21 protein-coding genes are annotated in these 23385 nt (G+C 39.5%); 4 read left to right on the plus strand and 17 right to left on the minus strand.

Translation table 11 applies throughout. The annotated features are described in order from the left end of the window. Positions 1-101 precede the first annotated feature (101 nt). From I6F54_RS08515 to rplU, 5 genes are all read right to left on the minus strand, one after another. Positions 102-479, minus strand: coding sequence for a DUF3718 domain-containing protein (locus I6F54_RS08515; RefSeq protein WP_007586082.1), 378 nt, complete (start codon positions 477-479; stop codon positions 102-104). Between the two features lie 78 nt (positions 480-557). Further along, positions 558-1049 (minus strand): type 3 dihydrofolate reductase, encoded by a 492-nt coding sequence (gene folA / locus I6F54_RS08520; RefSeq protein ID WP_165727153.1) that lies wholly within the window; start codon positions 1047-1049, stop codon positions 558-560. A 73-nt stretch (positions 1050-1122) separates the two neighbouring features. Further along, positions 1123-2280 (minus strand): Obg family GTPase CgtA, encoded by a 1158-nt coding sequence (gene cgtA / locus I6F54_RS08525; protein ID WP_007586086.1) that lies wholly within the window; start codon positions 2278-2280, stop codon positions 1123-1125. A 140-nt stretch (positions 2281-2420) separates the two neighbouring features. Further along, on the minus strand, positions 2421-2678 hold the full coding sequence (gene rpmA / locus I6F54_RS08530) for a 50S ribosomal protein L27 (protein WP_002957747.1): 258 nt from the start codon (positions 2676-2678) through the stop codon (positions 2421-2423). A gap of 16 nt (positions 2679-2694) precedes the next feature. Then, complete coding sequence (gene rplU / locus I6F54_RS08535; protein ID WP_002957748.1) at positions 2695-3006, minus strand: 50S ribosomal protein L21; 312 nt, start codon at positions 3004-3006, stop codon at positions 2695-2697. 422 nt (positions 3007-3428) lie between these two features. On the opposite strand from rplU, the gene ispB reads away from it, so the two are divergent. Beyond that, on the plus strand, positions 3429-4400 hold the full coding sequence (gene ispB / locus I6F54_RS08540) for an octaprenyl diphosphate synthase (protein WP_007586099.1): 972 nt from the start codon (positions 3429-3431) through the stop codon (positions 4398-4400). Positions 4401-4486: 86 nt separating this feature from the next. Here the strand turns inward: ispB and mdh are convergent, their stop codons facing one another. After that, on the minus strand, positions 4487-5419 hold the full coding sequence (gene mdh, locus I6F54_RS08545; RefSeq protein WP_007586102.1) for a malate dehydrogenase: 933 nt from the start codon (positions 5417-5419) through the stop codon (positions 4487-4489). Positions 5420-5644: 225 nt separating this feature from the next. Here mdh and argR point away from each other — a divergent pair, with 225 nt between their 5' ends. After that, positions 5645-6112, plus strand: a complete 468-nt coding sequence (gene argR / locus I6F54_RS08550; RefSeq protein WP_002957753.1) for a transcriptional regulator ArgR — start codon at positions 5645-5647, stop codon at positions 6110-6112. A 7-nt stretch (positions 6113-6119) separates the two neighbouring features. Here argR and I6F54_RS08555 read toward each other — a convergent pair whose 3' ends face one another. The 4 genes from I6F54_RS08555 to I6F54_RS08570 are packed head-to-tail and all read right to left on the minus strand — an operon-like array spanning position 6120 to position 10753. Further along, a complete protein-coding gene (locus I6F54_RS08555) occupies positions 6120-7019 on the minus strand; it encodes a Dyp-type peroxidase (RefSeq protein WP_165727152.1) in 900 nt (299 codons plus the stop codon). A gap of 48 nt (positions 7020-7067) precedes the next feature. Continuing rightward, positions 7068-8117 (minus strand): ABC transporter ATP-binding protein, encoded by a 1050-nt coding sequence (locus I6F54_RS08560; protein WP_197140847.1) that lies wholly within the window; start codon positions 8115-8117, stop codon positions 7068-7070. Next, positions 8118-9749, minus strand: coding sequence for an ABC transporter permease (locus tag I6F54_RS08565; protein ID WP_197140851.1), 1632 nt, complete (start codon positions 9747-9749; stop codon positions 8118-8120). After that, on the minus strand, positions 9749-10753 hold the full coding sequence (locus I6F54_RS08570; protein WP_197140854.1) for a Fe(3+) ABC transporter substrate-binding protein: 1005 nt from the start codon (positions 10751-10753) through the stop codon (positions 9749-9751). The genes I6F54_RS08565 and I6F54_RS08570 overlap by 1 nt, the downstream gene beginning before the upstream one ends. Positions 10754-11690: 937 nt before the next feature. On the opposite strand from I6F54_RS08570, the gene I6F54_RS08575 reads away from it, so the two are divergent. After that, positions 11691-12206 carry a hypothetical protein gene (locus I6F54_RS08575; RefSeq protein WP_165727149.1) on the plus strand — a complete coding sequence of 172 codons (516 nt, stop codon included), beginning with the start codon at positions 11691-11693 and terminating at the stop codon, positions 12204-12206. Between the two features lie 10 nt (positions 12207-12216). Here I6F54_RS08575 and I6F54_RS08580 read toward each other — a convergent pair whose 3' ends face one another. From I6F54_RS08580 to ampD, 7 genes are all read right to left on the minus strand, one after another. Then, positions 12217-12897: a tRNA-uridine aminocarboxypropyltransferase gene (locus I6F54_RS08580; protein WP_024590630.1), complete on the minus strand. Its 681-nt coding sequence runs from the start codon at positions 12895-12897 to the stop codon at positions 12217-12219. Positions 12898-13220: 323 nt separating this feature from the next. Then, positions 13221-14645, minus strand: coding sequence for a dihydrolipoyl dehydrogenase (gene lpdA, locus I6F54_RS08585; protein WP_007586124.1), 1425 nt, complete (start codon positions 14643-14645; stop codon positions 13221-13223). 175 nt (positions 14646-14820) lie between these two features. Continuing rightward, positions 14821-16740 (minus strand): pyruvate dehydrogenase complex dihydrolipoyllysine-residue acetyltransferase, encoded by a 1920-nt coding sequence (gene aceF, locus I6F54_RS08590; RefSeq protein ID WP_197140863.1) that lies wholly within the window; start codon positions 16738-16740, stop codon positions 14821-14823. A gap of 10 nt (positions 16741-16750) precedes the next feature. Beyond that, on the minus strand, positions 16751-19417 hold the full coding sequence (gene aceE, locus I6F54_RS08595) for a pyruvate dehydrogenase (acetyl-transferring), homodimeric type (protein WP_197140874.1): 2667 nt from the start codon (positions 19415-19417) through the stop codon (positions 16751-16753). Positions 19418-19507: 90 nt separating this feature from the next. Beyond that, on the minus strand, positions 19508-20257 hold the full coding sequence (pdhR, locus tag I6F54_RS08600) for a pyruvate dehydrogenase complex transcriptional repressor PdhR (protein ID WP_008170672.1): 750 nt from the start codon (positions 20255-20257) through the stop codon (positions 19508-19510). Between the two features lie 352 nt (positions 20258-20609). Continuing rightward, the gene (gene ampE / locus I6F54_RS08605) at positions 20610-21461 is read right to left on the minus strand and encodes a beta-lactamase regulator AmpE (RefSeq protein WP_197140883.1); all 852 of its coding nucleotides are present in this window, start codon (positions 21459-21461) and stop codon (positions 20610-20612) included. A gap of 13 nt (positions 21462-21474) precedes the next feature. Next, positions 21475-22029, minus strand: coding sequence for a 1,6-anhydro-N-acetylmuramyl-L-alanine amidase AmpD (gene ampD / locus I6F54_RS08610; protein ID WP_165727145.1), 555 nt, complete (start codon positions 22027-22029; stop codon positions 21475-21477). A gap of 421 nt (positions 22030-22450) precedes the next feature. Between ampD and nadC the strand changes: the two genes are divergently transcribed. Further along, positions 22451-23302: a carboxylating nicotinate-nucleotide diphosphorylase gene (nadC, locus tag I6F54_RS08615; protein ID WP_197118238.1), complete on the plus strand. Its 852-nt coding sequence runs from the start codon at positions 22451-22453 to the stop codon at positions 23300-23302. Positions 23303-23385: the final 83 nt, after the last annotated feature.

A 23385-nucleotide genomic window follows, 5' to 3' on the forward strand; every position in this document is an offset into this window, starting at 1 on the left:
AGCTAAATAAAAAAGCCTGAGATTGTTATTAATAACAACTTCAGACTAATCAATATTTAACAATACCTTACTGAAGGTAGAGTTATAAAACCTTTTTATAATTAAAGACCAGCGCGATCTTTAATCACTGCAATAAGTGGTGAGCTAGCAAAGTTGCCTTCAGCCCAAGCAATATCAGCACCATCTGTTAACGCACTTTTTGATAAGTTTTTAACTATATACTCACCAGTATCCACTGCATTACTAGCAACAGCATGACGTAATAAGTTATTACCATTACATTGTACTGCATCATAAATATTACGAATTTTTACACGAGAGCTTTTAAGCTTGCTGCGTAATCGGTTTTTATCGTCTGCCGCAATATATTCACAAATAGATACTGCTAATTGATCTTCAGCATTTGCAGGTGCTGTATACGAAAAAGAACTTACAGCGACAACAGCAGTAAGTGCAACTAGCTTTGGTAATTTAAACATGACAAACCCTTTATAATACTTTGTTCTTATATAGACTATCGAATATTATATCAATCTATCAAAAATTACGCAATAATGTTAATGTTCTTTATACAAAGTTACGAATTTATAACTAGATTTGTTTTTTTCATCAGGAAGGTTTTGTTGCTCTTCCTTCACGTTCCAATTAGCAACTTTATTGTAATCAGGAAACTGTGTATCGCCTTTAATATCTAAATCAATAAAGGTTAAATACAAGCGTTCTGCTTTTGGTAAAAATTGCTCATAAATATTACCGCCACCAATAATCATTACTTCTTCAACAGCACAAACTAGTTCTAGTGCGGCCTCTGGTGTGGTTACCACTTCAATACCCTGTGCAGTATATTCGCTGTTTCGAGTAATAATAATATTACGACGCCCGGGTAAAGGACGGCCTATTGACTCAAAAGTTTTACGACCCATGATCACAGGTTTACCCGTAGTTATTTTTTTAAAATGCTGAAGATCCGCAGGTAAATGCCATGGCATTTTATTATCTAGGCCAATTACACGGTTATTTGCCATTGCTGCAATCATTGAAATTATCATAATAAACACCTAGTACTTTATTCTTAAACAAAGAAAAAGGAGCATAAGCTCCTTTTTAATAAATTCTATTTAATTAACGCTCGTAGACAACTTCTACGTCGTAATCATCTTCATCCCAGTCGTCCCAATCATCATCATTGCCTTTACCTTTAGTGGCTTTTTCATGATAGGTATCCCACTTAAATTCAACTTCTTCATCTTCAACTTGTACAAACTTCTCTTTAGGCATGCTATCAAGTAGTGTCATTATGTTGTGGATTAAAGGTTGAGTATTAAGTTTATTAATTGCTGAAATGTGATAAATATTTTCAGTTTCGCCCAGCTCTTCTGCAATCGCTTCGCATAGCGCTTTTGCTTCATCTTCTGGTAATAAATCTATTTTATTAAACACTAACCAGCGTGGCTTTTCAGCTAATTTAGGGCTGTATTGGTGTAGCTCGTTAATAATCGAGAATGCATTATCAACAGGGTTTGAACCATCTACCGGCATTACATCAATAATGTGCAATAACACACGACAACGCTCTAAATGCTTCAAGAAGCGAATACCTAGGCCTGCACCATCAGATGCACCTTCAATTAGACCCGGAATATCGGCTATAACAAATGATTTATTTGCTTCTGGACGTACCACACCTAAATTAGGAATAAGCGTCGTGAATGGGTAATCAGCTACTTTTGGTCTTGCTGCAGATACACTGCGGATAAACGTAGATTTACCTGCATTTGGTAATCCTAGTAAGCCTACATCAGCTAATAATAGTAACTCTAACTTTAAGTTACGTACTTCACCGGGTGTGCCCAATGTTTTTTGACGAGGTGCTCGGTTAGTACTTGATTTAAAACGTGCATTCCCCAAGCCGTGGAAACCACCTTTTGCAACCAAAATTCGTTGACCATCTTGAGTTAAGTCGCCAAGTCCCTCTTGGGTATCAACATCCATGATGCGCGTGCCTACAGGCACCATAACAAATAAGTCATCGGCTTTTCGGCCTGTACAGTTACGGCTACGACCGTTAGTACCACGTTCAGCTCTATGAAAGCGCTCAAACTGATAATCAATTAGGGTATTTAAGTTTTCATCAGCTTGTAGATAAACACTACCACCGTCTCCACCGTCACCGCCGTCTGGTCCACCATCTGGAACATATTTTTCACGACGGAAAGACACGATGCCACTGCCACCGTCTCCAGCTTCTGCGCGAATTTCTACTTCATCTACAAACTTCATGATTACTCACTTTAGGGATTGGCTTGTTTAATAACTCTATTATATACCCAAGCCAACACAAATGCAGGCTTGGGTATATATTTTGACTGACTACAAAACAAAAAACCCCGCAAAGGCGGGGTTTTTAACTACCTTACTGATTACTCAGTTACGATAGTTACGTATTTACGGTTTAAAGGACCTTTTTGTTCAAACTGAACTTTACCATCTGCTTTTGCGAAGATAGTGTGGTCTTTACCGATACCTACGTTAGTACCAGGGTGGAAACGAGTTCCACGCTGACGAACAATGATGCTACCCGCTAGAACTGATTCGCCACCAAAACGCTTAACACCTAGGCGTTTGCTTTCTGAATCGCGACCGTTACGAGTACTACCAGCTGCTTTTTTATGTGCCATTTCTAAGTACCTCTAATTAAGCGCTAATGCTAGTGATTTTAACTTCAGTGAACCATTGACGATGGCCCATTTGCTTACGAGAATGCTTACGGCGTCTAAATTTAACAACCTTAATCTTCTCACCGCGACCATGTGAAACAACCTCAGCTGTTATCTTGCCACCGTTTACGAACGGTACACCGATCTCGATTTTCTCACCATCAGCAACTAAAAGTACTGAATCAAATTCTACTGCCGCACCAGTTTCAACGTCTAATTTTTCAAGACGAATCGTTTGACCTTCAGTCACACGATGCTGTTTACCACCACTTTGGAAAACCGCGTACATAATTAACTCCGTCTGTGCACCCTCAAATCGGCGCAACTAAAATATTCTTCGATAGGGCGCGAAGTTTACGCTAACGCGAAATAACTAGCAAGCCTATTTTGTAATTAAAATGAATAAAAAGTAGCTGCTTTGAGAGCAATTCAATATTTACCCCATTTTATATTAATTAGCCCTTTTGCCAAGCGCTTTTTAACTCTTAGTCGAAATAAATTAATGTACTCAAATATGACCCTCACAGCTTAATATCTAAGCACACCATAAACTGTATATTGATTATCAATTAATCAGTTATCTTGGCTAATTCAGTCTAAATTAAGTACTTTAATAGTGTTTTTTCAATCAATCGTCACAAAATATCGAGCTAGTGCATTTTTTGTTGTACAATCTGCGCCGTTCACACATAAAAATTGGCTCGGAGATCAATGGATATAAAAGCTATCCAGGCGTTAATCGAAAGCGATATGAATGACGTCAATCAACTTATACATGCGCAAATGCGCTCAGATGTGGCGTTAGTTAATCAGCTTGGTTTATATATAGTTAGCAGTGGCGGCAAACGCGTTCGTCCAATGCTGGCGATTTTAGCAGCCAAAGCGCTCGGTTATCAGGGTAAAGATCACATAACACTTGCAACAATTGTTGAGTTTATTCATACAGCAACGCTATTGCATGACGATGTTGTAGATGAATCAAACTTACGACGTGGCACACCTACAGCAAATGCTGAATTTGGTAATGCTGCTAGCGTATTGGTTGGTGACTTTATTTACACTCGTTCATTTCAGCTTATGGTTGGCCTTGGAAAAATGCAGGTTATGCAAGTACTTGCCGATGCAACAAACATTATTGCTGAAGGTGAAGTATTGCAGTTAATGAACTGCAACGACCCAGATACGACCGAAGCCAGTTATATGCAGGTTATTTACTCTAAAACAGCTAAGTTGTTTGAAGCAGCGACAGGCCTTGCTGCCATTATTACTGAGCAAGACCAAACTACGCTCGATGCACTAAACCTTTACGGTATGCATTTAGGGACTGCGTTTCAGCTAGTAGACGATGTACTTGATTACAATGCAGATGCTGAGCAGCTGGGTAAAAACATTGGTGATGATTTAGCTGAAGGCAAACCAACGCTTCCACTTATTTATGCTATGCAACATGGTAGCGAGCAGCAAACGCAGCTTATTCGTGATGCAATAGAGCACAGTAATGGTATGGAGCATTTAGAAGACATTCTATCGGCACTGAAGCAAACTAATGCGCTTGAATTTACAATGCAAAAAGCAGAGCTTGAAGCTGACAAAGCTATTGCCTGTTTAGACTTTTTAGCTGAGTCTGACTATAAGCAAGCACTCATAAGCCTTGCTCGTATTGCGGTTGACCGCGACCACTAGTTTTAACTAGTTACACAGTGTGACATTAATTCTGAGCAACAAAAAAGCCTGCAAATGCAGGCTTTTTTGTTATTCTACTTTGGCTATTACGCCATGAAATCAACACCTTCTTTGATGTCTTTTTTCAGTGTTTCAAGCATGTCATTTTTTGCTTTTGTTTCAAATGCGCTTAGTTCGCCGTAAGAAAGAATTTCTTCTACGCCGTTTTTACCTAAACGTACTGGGTGTGCAAAGTACTCTGCATCGCCATTTTCAACAGCAACGTAAGCGTAATCTACAACTTCTTCACCCTGTAGGCCTTTAACTAAAGACATACAAAAACGAGCAGCAGCTGCGCCCATTGATAATGTAGCTGAACCGCCACCGGCTTTAGCATTTACAACTTCAGTACCCGCATTTTGGATACGTGGAGTAAGTGCAGCAACTTCTTCATCAGTGAAAGAAACACCTTCAACTTGAGAAAGTAGAGGAAGAATGGTTGTGCCTGAGTGACCACCAATTACTGGTACTTTCACAGTTGCTACGTCTACGCCTTTAAGTTCAGCAACAAATGCTTCTGAACGAATAACGTCAAGCGTAGTAATACCGAATACGCGTTTAGCGTCGTAAGTACCTGCTTTTTTGAATACTTCAGCAACGATTGGAACTGTGCCATTTACTGGGTTAGTAATAATACCTACTAACGCTTTAGGACAGCTAGCAACAATGCCTTCTGCTAAAGTTTTGATGATACCAGCATTTACATTAAATAAATCAGCACGATCCATACCTGGTTTACGTGGCATACCCGCTGGGATAAGAACGATGTCAGAGCCTTCAAGCGCTTTGTTTAATTCGTCTGCGCCAAAGCCTGCTACTTTAACATCTGTTGGGATGTGAGAAAGGTCAACCGCAACACCTGGTACTACTGGTGCAACATCATAAAGTGATAATTCAGAGCCAGCTGGTAAGCCTGTTTTTAATAATAAAGACAACGCTTGGCCGATACCGCCTGCAGCACCTAATACAGCAACTTTCATTGGAATTCTCCGTAATTTGAGGTAGGAAACATTTGTGGCTCTTAAGATAATGAAATTAGCGACTAAAAACAAATTTATCCTGTCTATTTCAAGTATATTTTCGACCATAGTCGTAAACTTTTGTGATTTAACGCATCAAACTGGCAAGTTAACTAAACAACTGCTGCATAATTATTCATTTTTGTGTAGAATTTGCGGCATAAATAACAAAAACGAATAAAGACTATGCAACCACAAGATAAACAAGAAGCATTGGTAAAAGCATTTAAATCACTATTAAAAGAAGAAAATTTTGGCTCTCAAGGCGAAATAGTTGATGCATTAAAAGATCAAGGCTTTGACAATATAAGCCAAAGTAAAGTATCGCGCATGCTAAGTAAATTTGGTGCTGTACGCACACGTAACGCCAAACAAGAAATGGTTTACTGCTTACCAGCTGAAATGGGTGTACCTACGGCTAAAAGCCCATTACGCCAATTAGTAATCGACATTATGCACAACGAAATGATGATCATTATTCGTACCAGTCCAGGCGCCGCTCAGCTTATCGCGCGTTTATTAGATTCATTAGGTAAAGCAGATGGCGTACTAGGAACAATTGCAGGCGACGATACTATTTTTATCGCTCCTGCTAAAATATCTGAAATAGATGTAACACTTGAACGTGTTCGCATTTTATTTGATACGGTTTAATAGCAAACTAAATTTGTTTTAAAAACCCGACTGAAGGCGCAAAGAAAGCAGAACCCATATCGGCTTGAGTAAAATCAAGCCAGTGGTCGTAGCAATCACCTTCTCCTAAACGACTTTTAAGTACTTTTTCAAATGCAGTACCCGTACTAGCGCATGTAATTGATAACATTCCCTGCTCATACACATCGCCATAAGGCATGCTCTGATTTAATAATAGCGGTTGTCCGTCTTCGTCTTTTAGCTCACTACGTGAAGCATGGCTGGTTTCAATCGCGGGGATAATTAGTGTGTTATCAAGGCGCGTACGCCCCATTATTTGTTCTTGCTCACTCAATGATAAGTGCTGCCACATAGTTAAATCATGCTTATAACGCTGTACATGAATATAACTCCCCTGATCTTCAAAATTGCCAGGGTTACTAATTAAAGCCGTAGCGCGCTTTTTTCTTCCATGTGCGGTGTCGCCACCATAAATAAAACCATTAAAATCACGACCATCTAAAAAGCGAAAATTACGAATTTGCTCCACCAGCTCAACATCGGGGGCAAATAGTTTTAAAATTTGCAGCGCAAATAAATGGTTAACGTCTTCACGGTCAGAGCGAATTTGCACAAATAAATCGCACGGTTGTACGCTCATTTGATGATCGCTATGGTTTATATTAGGAAAGCTCTGTAATTCGCTTGGGATGTATTCAGGGAGGATATGCGGCCAATATTGCGCACCAATAGCAACCATACAAGAGAGCATTGATTCTGAAAATTGATCGCTAAATTCTTCTTCAATAGCGCTTACTTGTTTTAACTTTGCGCGAAGTGATTCATCTTGACCATCAAACACATTAAAAAATAAGTGCAAACCGTGTAAGTTTGCTTCAGCACAAATCCCTGATTGCGCTTGCGCCATTGTTATTCCTTAGTTTTATAGATAAAAACACAGCGAATAACAAATTAATTACGATTCGAAAAAATTCACCGTGTGAGGTTTTATTTTTATTATAACCTGCTCATTATTTTCAAATGACTGGCCATATTGTGCAGCAACTTCAATTTCTTGTTCATCAATAACAAGTGAATAAACATACGCCGAACCAATAAAGCGACGACTTATGATTGTAGCTCGCTTACTAAATTTGTCACTTTGGTTATCTGCCACTAATTCTATTTGATGGGGACGTACATATATAAGCCCTATGCTTACGTCATGCTTACTCTCAACATAAGATTCGACTAAACCAAATGGTGTTTTGTATTCAGTTGCTGTTAATACTTCTGCGCTCAAGTATATGCCTTGACCCAGAAACTCTGCAACCTCCTTTGAACATGGAGCTGCAAAAAGCTGCTCAGGCGTGCCTTGTTGCTCAATTTTACCGCGATGCATAATGGCAAGTGTATCTGAAAAGGCAAACGCCTCTTCTTTTGAATGTGTAACAAACACAGCAGATACTTGGGTTGCCTTAATAATTCGACGTATATCGGCAATTAATTCAAAGCGTACTTGTGTGTCGATATTTGAAAAGGGCTCATCAAGTAGCAATAAACTAGGCTTATAAGCTAATGCACGAGCAATAGCTACACGCTGCTGTTGGCCACCCGATAACTGATGCGGGAACCTGTCGGCACAGCCAATTAAATGTACCAGCTTAAGCATTTCATCTACGCGTTGCTGCTTTTGAGCTTTACTCATTTTACTAAGCCCAAATGCGATATTATTTGCCACCGTCAAATGCGGAAACAACGCATAGTCTTGAAACATCATGCCGATGTTACGGTGCTCAGGCGAGACAAACGATTGCTCATCACTCACTAATTTACCGTCTATAAAAATAGACCCTTGCTTAGCTTCAATTAAACCTGCAATCGCTTTTAACGTGGTCGTTTTGCCGCACCCACTCGCTCCGAGTAGACAAACAATTTCATCTTTACCCACTGTTAAATCTAAATCGTGAATAACCTTTGTACCGTTATAGTGATAGCTCACGCCTTGTAAAATTAAACTACTCATTTAACTACGCTGCTCCATAGAACGATTAATAAAATACAAAGGAATAAACCCAACAATAACAATAAATAATGCCGATATAGAAGCAAGCTCTAACTGCTCGTCACTCACATACTGAAATACATGAGTAGCTAAGCTTTCAAAATTAAACGGCCTGAGCAATAGCGCAGCCGGCAGTTCTTTCATGCACTCAATAAATACTAATAAAGCAGCAGTAAGCAATCCTCTTCGCAGTAAAGGTAGGTGCACTAAACGCAGTGTTTGTCCTTGGCTTTTACCCATTGATTGGCTTGCCATATCAAGTGATGGGCTAATACGTAAAAAACTCGACTCAATTGCTCCGTGTGCAATGGCGTAAAACCTAACAATATAAGCAATAATAATAGTAAGAATGCTACCTGTAAGCAGTAAGCCAATATCTAAATTATACGGCTCGAGCGCTGTGTTAATGGTGTTCTCTAATAATGTAAGTGGTAACAAAACCGCAATAGCGAGTACTGTGCCAGGCAACGCATATCCTGTGCTTGCTAAACGCCCAGGAATAAGCGGATACGTTTGCTTTGCCACACGCTGATAAAAAACGACAAAAATACTCAACGTAATCGTTATTAGGCTCACAACCCCAGCCACTTTTAAACTTTGCCAAGCGTAACTAAAAAACTCTACATTCCATGCTTTATCAAAGTAGGTAATGGCGTAATTTATAAGTACTGCAATAGGGATTACAAACGCGATAAATAAAATAAAGCTGCAAAATGCCGTTGCGAGCCAAGCTGACTTTCCTTTTAATACATAGAGAGATTCACTATTTACACTTGATTGGCGCTCAAATACCGCTTGGTTACGACGACTAAAGCGCTCTGCCATTAATGCTAAAAATAACAGTAATAACATCACACCCGATATTTTAGCTGCCGCTGTAAGTGAGTAATAACCAAACCACGTATCGTATACGGCAGTCGTTAATGTACTTACGGCAAAATAACTCACTGTTGCAAAGTCAGCCATGGTTTCCATACTTATAAGCGCAAGAGCCGCCACAATAGCCCCACGAGAGAGTACTAAGCTTACTTTAAAGAAACTTTGCCAAGGAGATAATCCCATTAACTGGCTAGCTTGTACTAATTTGAATGACTGCTCGCGAAGAGCCGTTTTAAAAATCAAAAATAAATACGGATAAAGCACCAAGGCAATCATAACGATGGCCCCGGGTAATGTACGTATATCAAAAAACCAATAGTCATTAGGCGATTGCCAGCCAAACCATTCTCTCAGCGCTATTTGCAGCGGGCCCGCATAATCTAATAAATCAGTGTATACATAGGCAATAATATAGGTGGGCATAGCAAGGGGCAGCATAAGTGCCCATTCAAACTGTTTTTTACCCGGGAAACTACAGTAAGCCGTTAGCCACCCAAGTGGCAAAGCTATGGCGCAGCTAAGGACGCAAACACCTAAAACAAGCAATACGGTATTGGTTATGTAATCCCAAAGCACGGTATCCCACAGGTGGGAAAACACCTCAGAGCTACCTTGTAGAGATTCAAAAAGAAGAAAAAACAACGGGGCCGATAGAATTAAGCCAGTCGACCACGCAAAGAGCTGCCATTTAGACAGCTTAAATTTATTAGTCATTAAAGATCGAACTTCACCTCATCAATTAGCTTAAGCGCTAACGGACGATATTTACTAATCTCATCAAGTGGCAAGCTGTCTTCTTTAAAACTCCCCCAAGAGGCAACCAAACTTGATAGTTCAACACCCGACTTAACTGGATACTCCATATTTAATGAGGCATACATGTTTTGTGCTTTGCTGTCGGTCATATATTCTATGAGCTTTAATGCATTTTCAGGGTTTTTAGCATATTTGGTAATAACCGCACCCGAAACATTTATGTGTGAGCCACGATTAGTTTGATTCGGAAAGTTAATATTTACGGCCTCAGCCCAACCTTTTTGCTCTTTATCTTCTAGCATTTTACCAAGGTAGTAACTATTACCTAATGCCAAGTTACATAAACCTTCTTTAACGGCTTTAACTTGAGCACGATCGTTACCTTGAGGTTTACGTGCTAAATTAACCTTAACATCTTCAAGCCACTCTTTAGTTTGCGCTTCACCATGATGTGCAATCATAGAAGCCACTAAACCTAAGTTATATGGATGTTTGCCTGATCGCGTACAAATTTGTCCTTTGTATTTAGGATCTGCTAAATCTTCATAAGTGAGCTTAGGTAACTCACCAACTCGCTCTTTTGATGAATACACATTACGCACTCGCTTAGTGAGCGCGACCCATTGGCCATCACCGTCACGAAAAGCTGCAGGCACGTTATTATTTACACTGTCACTTTTTATAGTTTGTGTTAATTTTAAATCTTCTAATTGAATAAGCGCACTAAAATTAGAGGTTAATACTAAATCGGCTTTACTGTGCTTACCTTCGCGTTTAACACGCTCAATTAACCCTTTTTTAGCAAAAACAACATTGGTTTTTATTCCCGTTTGTTTTGTAAAATCTTCTAAAATTGGCTGAATCAAAAACGGCTGACGAAAAGAATAGATATTAACAACGTCACTTGCAAAGGCTGGTGCCGATGCTGCTAATCCTAAAACAAGTGTAAATACTGTCTTCATTATTTCACCTAAATAATTGTTATTATCATTGAATTCTACCGCGCTCATTCAAAAAGTGCACACTTTAAATAAATGTAAATATGTAAATAACGCCCAAAAAGGAAATGCAGTGTAAGAGATGTCTCACGGATGTGACAGCTAATGAGTAAAAATCAAGATAAAAAACACACAAAAACAACCTAACAACCTGTATTAATTGAACTTTTACATTATTACTATTGCATAAATACTAATTGAATGTAGTTTTATCCCTATTTTAGTTGCTCTATTGCACTATAATTTACGCATCAACCAAGCAATGACGCTTATTGAGTAAAAGGAAATGGACTGCTTACTCAACCAACCAATGATTAGGTTACCAGGACAACACGGATTTTAGGACAGGCTCAGGATGAGTATCACAACGCGATGTTGTAAAAAGGACAGCGTCAGGAAGATGCGAAAAGGATAACAACACGGCTAAGTTGTTTAACAGGATGTTTAAGGAATAAATGGACAGGCCTTTAAGGCAACACAATGGATTGGTTAAAATAGGGATACACTAGGAAGTGTAATTAAGGATTTGGTAATAGTATTTACCCTACAGGATATTTAGGAATTTAAGGATACAGGCCCGGATGGTCTACATTACATAGAACTAAAAAGTAATATAGTAATAAACATGGATTAGTAAAAATTGGAGTTGATTAAGTTCAATTGCAGGATGCAGAAAATTAGAAGATTCCGCAAGCGCGCCTAGAGATAGAGCGCGCTTTTCTTTGCCTAAAATTTGGGTTTAGTAAAGCTCTAAGCAACTACCACTAACTTTTGCAGGGTAATACTGCATCCCAGCTAATCAATATTAATACCTTCAAATACTTTATTAATATTTTAAATTTCGCTAAGTTTTTCATTAATTGCGCCGATAACTAAGTAACGCAAGGATCATAAATACTCAATGGATATGAATTTTAAAACGCCGCAAAGCAATACCTTTTTATGTAAAGTATCAGACGCAAGTACAGCAAAACCAATTGGCGTTTTTAGTGCCCAAACTCCCAACGAAAATCCGTATAAAGCTTTATTTAGCCCCAAAGGTTATAACTTTTTAAATATGCCAATGAGTGAGTTTAAAAACATACTTAACGTAATTATCCAGTTAGAAAGCGATATTTCTATTAGTAAATGGGGTGAGGGTTCTCGACCTGATGAATTTAGTTATCAGCTTAATAGAATATCTAACGCTATTGCGACTACTCACTTTAAAGGAAAAACCGATATTAGCTGTTACTTTTTAAAGCGAGTCGAAGAGGCTAAGGATATGATTGGTGAGGACTGCACCTCGTTTATTCAGGCTCACAATAGCGTAAGCCAATTATATAATACGGTTTTACAATTAACATCTGAAGAAGGCTTCAGAGCAATTCAAAATAAAGCACTTGCTCACTTAAAAGAGCAGCAAGCTTTCGCTTAACTGCGTAAAACTACTCTTCTAGCGGTCGGCCTTTATTGCGCTTACCAAGCAAATACGCATCACGAAACTTAATAAAATGCTGTTCTAATTTAGAAGATGCATCCATTTCTCCCGCAAGCGCTAGCACCATAATAGCCACTTCAGCAGTGCCTAGTTGATGCGCATGAGGGGCAACACGTAATCGGTAATCAGATAGTTTATCAGCAGTAACAGAAAGTACAGGCAAGTTATCTAAGTATGGGCTTTTGCGAATCATTTTTTTAGCTTCACGCCAGGTACCATCTAAAAATATAAATAGCGGTTTTTTACCCTCTTCAATACTTATTTCGGTAATGGCCCTGCCCTCTTCTACATCTTCAGCAGGGAATACTACCATTGGCTGATATTGTGAATCGCTTATCAAAGCTAAAAGAGCGGGGTTAGGGTCTGTTCTATCCCATCTAAATGCGTGGTTATCTGGCACTATTTCAGCAATTAAGCGCCCAGTATTAGAAGGTTTAAAACTTTCATTGTGATACATTAATAAGCACACAGCTGCTTTACAATCTGCATGCTCAACACCTTTACAAATACAGTAGTGCTTAGCTATTAAGCATTGCTCACAGCGATCTAATTTACCGCCTCGAGCATTAAACTCTCGACGGGATTCACTTATTTGTTGAGCGCGTAATGCTAAAACTGAGTTTTTCACTGTATTTACCTTCAATTAATTAAGCGCGCATTGTAACGACTTATCGCTATTTAATCTTATATTTATAGTCATACCAACCTGCATAAATCTTTGATCAATTTAACGAATTAAATTGCACTATAACGTCGTTAAAAATTTTTTATTTAGAACAACTAGATACAAAAACTTTTGCCTAGTTCTAGCGTAATTTTCTTAACGTTAAATAGACCCCATATATAAGCAGATTGGTATCATTGAATTAATTCAACATCTCTTAAATTAAAAACCAGACATAAAAAACCCAACCGAAGTTGGGTTTTTCAAACAAATGCTAAAAAGTTAAATTACTTCTTTTTAACTGCTTTTTTGTTTGGTAAGTCAGTGATCGAACCTTCAAAAATTTCAGCTGCAAGGCCGATTGATTCATTCAATGTAGGGTGAGCATGAATAGTAAGCGCTAAGTCTTCACCATCAGCACCCATTTCAATACCTAAACCGATTTCGCCAAGCATTTCGCCCGCGTTAATACCGATCATAGCACCACCGATTATACGGCCACTTTCTTTATCAAAGATAAGTTTAGTAGAACCTTCAGTACGAGATGATGCAATAGCACGACCAGAAGCTGCCCACGGGAATACCGCAGTTTCAATTTTTAGGCCTTGCTCTTTTGCTTCTTTCTCAGTAACACCTACCCAAGCGATTTCTGGGTCAGTATACGCAATCGAAGGAATACATTTAGGGTCGAAGAAATGCTTCTGACCAGAAATAACTTCTGCAGCAACATGACCTTCATGAACCGCTTTATGCGCAAGCATAGGCTGGCCAACTAAGTCACCAATTGCAAAAATATGGCTTACGTTAGTACGTAATTGCTTATCAACATTAATAAAGCCACGCTCATCAACGTTTACGCCCGCTTTTTCAGCATCAAGTAAGTTACCGTTTGGAGTACGGCCAACTGCAACAAGCACTTTGTCGTAACGTACAGGTTCTGCTGGTGCGTTTTTACCTTCAAACGTTACGTATAAGCCATCTTTTTTAGCTTCAACACCAACAACTTTAGTTGAAAGCATTACGTTGAATTTTTTGCTTACGTATTTTTGGTAAATTTTGATAATGTCTTTATCAGCTGCTGGAACTAATTGGTCAGCAAATTCTACAACATCAATTGCAGAACCTAGTGCACGGTAAACCGTACCCATTTCAAGACCGATAATACCACCACCAAGTACAAGTAGTTTTTCTGGTACATCTTTAAGCTCTAGCGCGCCAGTTGAATCAATTACACGGTCATCTTGTGGGATGAAAGGTAAGTTAACTGGTTTAGAACCTGCTGCAATAATCGCGTTATCAAACGTGATAGTTGTAGAGTCTTTCTCGCCTTCAACTACTAAAGTATTGCTGCCAGTGAATTTGCCGTAACCAGATACAACTTTCACTTTACGCATTTTAGCCATGCCCTCTAGTCCACCAGTTAACTGGCCAACTACAGAATCTTTCCAAGTACGAACTTGGTCAAGATCGATCTTTGGTGCGCCAAAAGTAACACCATGAGATGACATTTCAGCTGCATCATCAATCACTTTAGCTACGTGTAAAAGTGCTTTTGAAGGAATACAACCAACATTAAGACATACACCGCCTAATGTTTCACGAGATTCTACCAATGTAACTTCTAAGCCCAAGTCAGCAGCGCGGAATGCCGCAGAGTAACCACCAGGACCACCGCCTAGTACAACAACTTGAGTTTTTAATTCGTTGCTCATGCTATTACCTTAATTGTTTGAACGGGACACTGCCCTAAAGTTTAACTGCCATGTTTCTGCAAGGCAGAAAGTGAGAGCAGATCACAAATTTGTGCAAAGATTGTATCATTGCAAATGGTAAAAATCCCAGCTAAAAACAACTGGCTGGGATTTGATTCTATTCATTGTCCAGCGATTACATCACCAATTGGCGAATATCGCTCATGTAACTTGCAAGAGTCACAGTAAAGCGTGCAGCTAAGGCTCCGTCAATAACCCTATGGTCGTATGACATAGACAGCGGAACCATTAGTTTTGGTTCAAACTCTTTGCCATTCCATTTAGGTTTCATTTCAGATTTAGACACACCTAAAATAGCCACTTCTGGTGCATTAACAATCGGCGTAAATGCCGTACCGCCAATACCGCCAAGGCTAGAAATAGTAAAACAACCACCTTGCATATCAGACGATGTAAGCTTACCGTCACGTGCTTTAACAGATACTTCCATTAATTCGCGTGATAGTTCAATAATGCCTTTTTTATCAACATCTTTAAACACTGGTACAACTAAACCGTTTGGCGTATCAACTGCAACACCAATGTTAATGTACTTTTTAAGAATTAAGCTTTCGCCGTCTGCAGAAAGCGATGAGTTGAATTTTGGAAATTCAGCAAGTGCTTTTGCAGCTGCTTTCATTACAAACACAAGCGGCGTAATTTTAACACCCAGCTTTTTCTTCTCGCTAAGCACATTTTGCTCTTTACGGAATACTTCAAGGCTTGTGATATCTGCTTCGTCAAACTGTGTAACATGTGGGATTTGCACCCAGTTACGGTGTAAGTTTTTGCCTGATAGCTTTTGAATACGAGACAGTTTTTGCTCTTCAATTTCGCCAAACTTAGCAAAATCAACTTTAGGCCATGGAATAAGACCAAGCTCGCTGCCACCAGCATTACTACCTGCAGATAATTGACCCGACTCAACTTGCTTAACTAGGTTTTTAACATAGTTTTGCACGTCTTCTTTAACTATACGGGCTTTACGACCAGTGCCTTTAACGTTAGCTAGGTTAATACCAAACTCACGCGCTAAACGGCGAACAACAGGTGATGCATGAGCATACGCGCTGTTTTCTGTGAAGCTTTCATTACTTGCTTTTGCAGGTGCTGCTTGAGCCGGTGCCGACTCAGTTTTAGCCGCAGCTGCAGGTGCTGATTTTTCAGCGGGTGCAGATACTGCTACTGGCGCGCTGCCTGCAACTTCAAATACAAAAATTAATGAGCCAGTCGATACTTTATCGCCAGCGGCTACTTTAATTTCTTTAACTGTACCTGCAAATGGAGCTGGTACTTCCATTGCAGCTTTGTCGCCTTCAACGTTTAAGATTGATTGATCTTCTTCAACCTTATCGCCAACTGCAACCATAATTTCAGTTACTTCAACTTCATCGCCACCAATATCAGGTACATTCACTTCTTTAGTACTTGGTGCTGCGTTTGCTGTTGAGCTAGCTGCTGGCGCTTCTACAGGAGCCGACTCTTTAGCCGGTGCTGCAGATTCACTTCCTGCTACTTCAAAAACAAACACTAATGAGCCTGTTTTAACTGTATCGCCAGCGGCGACTTTAATTTCTTTAACTATACCGGCAAATGGAGCTGGAACTTCCATTGCTGCCTTGTCGCCTTCAACGTTTAAGATAGATTGCTCTTCTGAAACGGTGTCGCCAACAGCAACCATGATTTCAGTTACTTCAACTTCATCATCGCCAATATCTGGTACGGTTACTTCTTTAGTTGAAGAACCTGTAGAAGCAGCAGGTGCTGCCTCTTCAGATTTAGCTGGAGCAGCGGCTGATGCTTTTTCTTCACCAGTGCTTTCACTCTCGCCTTCAAACAAAAATACTAAAGAGCCAGTTGTAACGGTGTCGCCAACGTTTACTTTAATTTCTTTAACTGTACCCGCTTGCGAAGCAGGTATTTCCATTGATGCTTTGTCGCCTTCAACATTTAATAATGATTGGTCCACATCTACTTTGTCGCCAACGCTTACTAATATTTCGGTTACTTCTACTTCATCGTCACCAATATCTGGTACTTTAATTTCAATACTCATTGCAAACCTCTTATGCGTACAGTGGGTTAAGTTTGTTAGTGTCGATGTTGAACTTTTTAAGTGCTTCAACAACTACTGACTTCTCAACTTCACCGCGTTTAGCAAGTTCAGATAACGTAGCAACAACAACGTAGCCCGCGTTAACTTCAAAGTGACGACGTAGGTTTTCACGGCTATCAGAACGACCGTAACCATCGGTACCTAACACTTTGTAGTTGCTGCTTGGAATGAATGAACGCGCTTGTTCTGCGTAGTTTTTCATGTAATCCGTTGCTGCAACAGTCACAGAGTCGTTTAATACGCTTGTGATGAATGCTGTTTTTTGCTCGCCTTCAGGATTAAGCATGTTGAAACGTTCAACATCTTGACCTTCACGCGTTAATTCGTTGAAAGACGTTACAGAGAACACGTCAGACGCAATGCCATACTCTTCGCTTAGAATCGTAGCGGCTTTACGCACTTCAGTCATAATAGTACCTGAGCTTAATAGCTGTACGTTGGCTTTTTTACCTTCGTAACTTTCAAGCTTGTAAATACCTTTACGGATACCTTCTTCAGCGCCTTCTGGCATAGCTGGCTGATGGTAGTTTTCGTTCATAAGCGTTAGGTAGTAGTAAATATTTTCTTGGTCATCACCGTACATACGACGAATACCGTCTTGTACAATAACAGCAACTTCAAACGCGTAAGTTGGGTCATATGAAATACAGTTAGGAACCGTATTAGCAAGAATATGACTGTGACCATCTTCGTGTTGCAAGCCTTCACCATTTAACGTTGTACGACCCGCAGTAGCACCTAATAAGAAACCACGTGCTTGTTGATCGCCCGCCATCCATGCCATGTCGCCAACGCGTTGGAAACCAAACATAGAGTAGTAAATGTAGAATGGGATCATTGGTAAATCGTTAGTGCTGTATGAAGTTGCAGCAGCAACCCATGACGACATTGCACCTAACTCATTAATACCTTCTTGAAGCACTTGCCCTGATACAGTTTCTTTGTAGTAAGAAACAATATCACGATCCTGTGGCGTATAGTTTTGGCCATGCGGATTGTAAATACCGATTTGACGGAATAAACCTTCCATACCAAATGTACGCGCTTCATCGGCAATAATTGGTACGATGTTTTTACCAATGCCTTTATCTTTTAATAAGATATTAAGTGCACGAACAAAACCCATAGTCGTAGAAATATCACGTTTTTGTTCTTCAAGTAGCGGCTTAAATGCGTCTACTTCTGGCAACGCAAGTTTTTCACTAAAACGTGGAATACGCTTAGGTGTATAACCTTTAAGTTCATCACGACGAGCATGTAGGTATTTATACTCAGGTGAACCTTCTTCAAGTTCTAAATAAGGTAGTTCTGCAAGTTGCTCTTCAGATACTAAATCATCAAGACCAAGGCGTGAACGTAAATGCGCAACATGCGACATGTCCATTTTTTTCACTTGGTGCGCAATGTTTTTACCTTCCGCTGCTTCACCCATGCCGTAACCTTTTACAGTTTTAGCAAGAATTACAGTTGGACGGCCTTTAGTGTCTTCTGCTTTTTTAAATGCAGCAAATAATTTTGATGACTCATGACCACCACGCTTAAGCGCGAAAATTTCGTCATCTGTCATGTCAGCAACAAGTGCAGCTGTTTCTGGGTAACGACCAAAGAAGTTTTCGCGTACGTACGCGCCATCTTTAGCTTTATATGTTTGGTAATCGCCATCAACAGTTTCGTTCATTAACTGTAGTAATTTACCCGTTGTGTCTTTAGCTAGAAGAATATCCCAACCGCTGCCCCACACTAGTTTAATTACGTTCCAGCCAGCGCCTTTAAACAAGCCTTCTAGCTCTTGAATAATTTTACCGTTACCCATAACTGGGCCGTCTAAACGCTGTAAGTTACAGTTAACTAAGTAACAAAGGTTATCTAATTTTTCACGTGCAGCAAAAGAGATTGCACCGCGTGATTCTGGCTCATCCATTTCACCGTCACCTAAAAACGCGTATACACGTTGGTTTTTAGTATCTTTTAAGCCACGACCATCTAAGTATTTTAAGAAGCGTGCTTGGTAAATAGACGAAATAGGACCTAAGCCCATTGATACCGTAGGGAACTGCCAAAATTCAGGCATTAACTTAGGGTGTGGGTACGATGGTAAGCCTTCGCCATCAACTTCTTGGCGGAAGTTATCTAGTTGTGCAGCAGATAAACGACCTTCAACAAATGCACGTGCATAAATACCAGGAGAAATATGACCTTGGTAATAAACTAAGTCACCACCGTCTACATCATTTGGTGCTTTAAAAAAGTGGTTAAAACACACTTCATAAAATGCAGCAGATGATTGGTAAGACGCCATATGGCCGCCTAAGTCGAGATCTTTTTTAGATGCACGTAGAACGATCATAATCGCGTTCCAACGTATAATTGAACGAATACGACGCTCAAGATTTACATCACCCGGGTAAGCAGGTTCTTGATCTACAGGAATAGTATTAACGTAGTTCGTGGTAATACCCGTTGGCATATCAACGCCGTCTAAACGGGCTTGCTCTAATACTTGCTCAAGTAAAAACTGAGCTCGTTCAACACCTTCTTCGCGCACAACTGATTCAAGAGCTTGTAACCACTCTTGTGTTTCTAGCGCGTCTACGTCAATTTTATTGACTTCAGACATATGGAGGTTTCCTTATGTTTAAAATACGAATATTGTTAATTTAATATCACAGCTACTTAATTTGTGTGTTCAAAGTAGTTATGTACTAACTTAATTTTGTTTAGTGCGTCTTAAACTACGTTCAATTCGCGAATGTTCTTTGCCTGCTTCAAGTAGTGCTTCTTCGATAAATGCTAAGTGCGCATTACTTGCTAAACGGGCTTGTTCTGGATTACCGTCAATAACGGCATCCATTAATAAACGCCTGTGCTCGGCTAACTGACTGCTAATATCTGACTTTTTTAATAAAACAGTTAAATTTTGCAATACATTTTGCTCAAGCAGCGCTTTCATGCCTCTTACTAAATGCAGTAACACCACATTATGCGAAGCTTCTGCCACGCTAAAGTGAAATGCATTAATTGCTTTTGCTTTTTGCTGTAAATCATCATTAACTAGGGCAATTTTATCAAAGCTTTCTTTCACTTTGCTAAAATCGTTGCTGGTCCCGCGCAGTGCCGCGTAGTAAGCAGCAATCCCTTCTAATGCATGACGAAATTCAAGTAAATCAAACTGCGACTCAGGGTGTTTACTAATCAAATCAAAAAGTGGATCAGTAAGCCCTTCTTCGAGCTGATTTTTTACAAACGTGCCGCCACCCTGGCGACGCGTAACTAAACCTTTCGCTTCTAATTTTTGAATTGCCTCACGCAGTGACGGGCGAGACACTTCAAATTGCTTTGCTAGTTCACGCTCTGGTGGCAACTTTTCACCTGGTGCTAACGAGCCTTCAAGAATCATGTTCTCGAGTTGCTGTAAAATAACATCAGATAACTTTGCTGCTTTGATCTTTAAAGACATGAATCAACGTCCGCGTTGTATAAATACCAAGAGCCCATAAAGCGGGGCTTTGAGTAGTATGATTTACCCAAAAGGTAAATTGGTCATACCAAAAATTTTCAATACGGTATCAAAAACCTTATTAGCTGTCAATTTACAGGTAACTTGAGCAATTAAAGTAGCGTAACGCATTTTGAACGAAGATTAAACAATGCGCAATTTACAAAAATTGTTATAACGTTAATAGGATGAAAACAATTGGTCTGACCAGAAGAAATTAGAATATTAGCTCTATTTTATTGTGTTTAAAAATTGCAGGAAGAGATTAAAGCACCTTACATTGCATAAGGTACTTTATTAAAAAGGTATTAACTTAAGACAGTCCACCAAATAATGTAAGTAGTGCTATAAGTACTAAGTAAAATAATACATTGCGCTTAACAAGCTTAATCATACAAGTGGCCTCGTAGGTACAGCCGTAATAACGCTTTTCAACTTGCTCTGCAGCCAGCGCAGTACATGTTACTACTTTTCGGTTTGGAGATTTAAAGTTAAGTACGTAACGTAGCCAACAGCTTGTGCCTTTATTAAAGTTACCTATTACTAAATAACCAAAGCTGGTAATACGTGCAGGTAACCAGTCGAGCCAAAACAATAATTTATGTATAAGTTTAAAACGCTTAGCAAATATTACTTTATGATCTTCTCGTACTAAATCAGCTAAAGTACGTACCAGTGCATATAAAACCGCACCTGGCGCGCCTAAAACAACGAACCAAAAAATAACCGCACAGTAAAATCTAAAGTTTACCCACGCCAATGTTTGCCCAAAGGTTTCGCCACCATCTTGATCATCAGTACGCTTTTGACCTATTTGCAACGCATATAAAGATGCAGCAGTACCATCATCTCGCGTTAACGCATTTAAGTACGACTTATATAAAGCACGCTGCTTAGCACAACCAAAGCAAACCAAAAGCACCGCGATATTAATGCCCAACTGCCACAAAACAAAATCAGATAAACAATAAATTAGTGCCATCGCAATCACAGGAAGTAAAAGCCAAATTAAAAAGCCCGGTGCTGAGCTAAATAAGCCCTTATCACCAAGTAATTTATTAGAGCGATTTAAATAACCATTTGCGTAATAACTTATCTGCCAGTAATTAGACCGAGCTCCTAAGCGCTCTAGTATTAATGCAATTATTATAGAAACTAAAATCATGGGAATAACTCTCTTAACTTAGTTGTTCAAGCATATTAAAAAACAATGGCCAATTAAAGCTACTGCCAGGATCTGTTTTACGCCCAGGGGCAATATCGCAATGCCCAACAATACGCGAAGGGGTAATTTTTGGATAGCGTTGCATTATAGATTTACTAATAATAGTTAATGTTTTGTACTGTGCTAAAGAATATGGAGCGGTGTCGGTACCTTCAAGCTCAATGCCAATGCTAAAGTTATTACAAGCACGTACCCCCACAAACTCAGATTGCCCTGCATGCCAAGCGCGCTTTTCAAAAGGCACGTATTGTATAACCTCACCGGTGCGCTTTATAAAGCAATGGGCCGATACACGTAAATTCTTTAAGTCACTAAAACTCGGATGAGCATTGCAATCAATGCTACCCATAAATAACTCATCAACGAAAGGTGTACCAAACTGCCCTGCTGGCAATGATATATTGTGAATCACCAATAAAGAAATATCAGCCTCATCAGGGCGCTCATCAAAATGCGAACAAGGCCGCTGCGCTACCGTACTTAAAACACCGTCTAAATCTATTTTCATGATACGTTTATTATATAAATATCAAGATATACATAGCACTGATGCTAATGGATTTATTAAAAAAATGATAGTAACAAGCGAGGTATAAAACCTCACCTACAAATAATTCAAACCCATACGTAGGTGCTAATTTACATCCGCTCATGTAACATAACTTTTGAAATTAAAAGCGAGATATAAAACCTCACCTACAGATAATTCAAACCCATACCTAGGTGCGAATTTACATCCGCTCATGTAACGTAACTGTTGAAATTAAAAGCGAGGTATAAAACCTCACCTACAGATAATTCAAACCCGCACGTAGGTACGAATTTACTTCAAGCGCTTATCTTTATATTGATGAAAAGGCAATCGCTTCTCTTTCTTTTATAAACATAGTAAAATTTGCTTAATTTATTAACGCTTATGAGCTTTTATTATGTCTATCCCGCACTCTTTAGTTAGCCAACTTGTCACTCTTGCACTCGACGAAGATTTAAATTATCAAACAGCTCAAGACGGAGATATTACCGCGCAGCTTATCCCTCAGAGCGAGCAAGCCAACGCCAAAGTAATCACTCGCGAAGATTGCATTTTTTGCGGAAAAGACATCATCCTTGAAGTATTCAAACAAGTAGACCCAAGCGTTAAGGTTAATGTACTTATAAATGATGGCGACGCAGTTAAAGCAAACAGTACATTATTTACCGCTATTGGCTCGGCTCGTTCAATATTAACCGCCGAACGTACTGCACTTAACTTTGTACAAACTTTATCAGGCACTGCAACTACTACAGCGCATTATGTAAAAGAGCTAAGCGGTACAACTACGCAACTACTCGACACACGCAAAACAATACCCGGTCTACGCGCTCTTCAAAAATACGCAGTAAAATGTGGTGGGGGTGCAAATCATCGCATTGGGTTATTTGACGCTTTTTTAATTAAAGAAAATCATATAGCGGCTTGTGGCACAATAAACAAAGCCGTAGCTCAAGCTAAACAAAACCACCCAAACAAACCAGTCGAAGTCGAAGTCGAATCACTCCCTGAACTTAAGCAAGCAATTGAAGCTGGCGCCGACATAATTATGCTAGACAACTTTAGCGTAGAGCAAATTAAGCAAGCTGTAATTTTAACCAACAAACGCGCAAAACTAGAGGTTTCAGGCAATATGACCCTCGAAACACTCAAAACTTATTCACAAGCCGGCGTCGATTTTATATCCAGCGGGGCGTTAACAAAAAACTTACAATCAATCGATTTATCGATGCGTTTTGAACAATTTTAAAGCAACAACTGCCAATTAATACCGCTAATCGATTGACAAGTTAAGTAAAAAAGCATTAAATAACCCGAAAGGCTTACTTTGTA

This window comes from Pseudoalteromonas sp. SWXJZ10B (assembly GCF_015864475.1).
In the GTDB taxonomy this organism is placed as follows: Bacteria; Pseudomonadota; Gammaproteobacteria; order Enterobacterales; family Alteromonadaceae; genus Pseudoalteromonas; species Pseudoalteromonas arctica.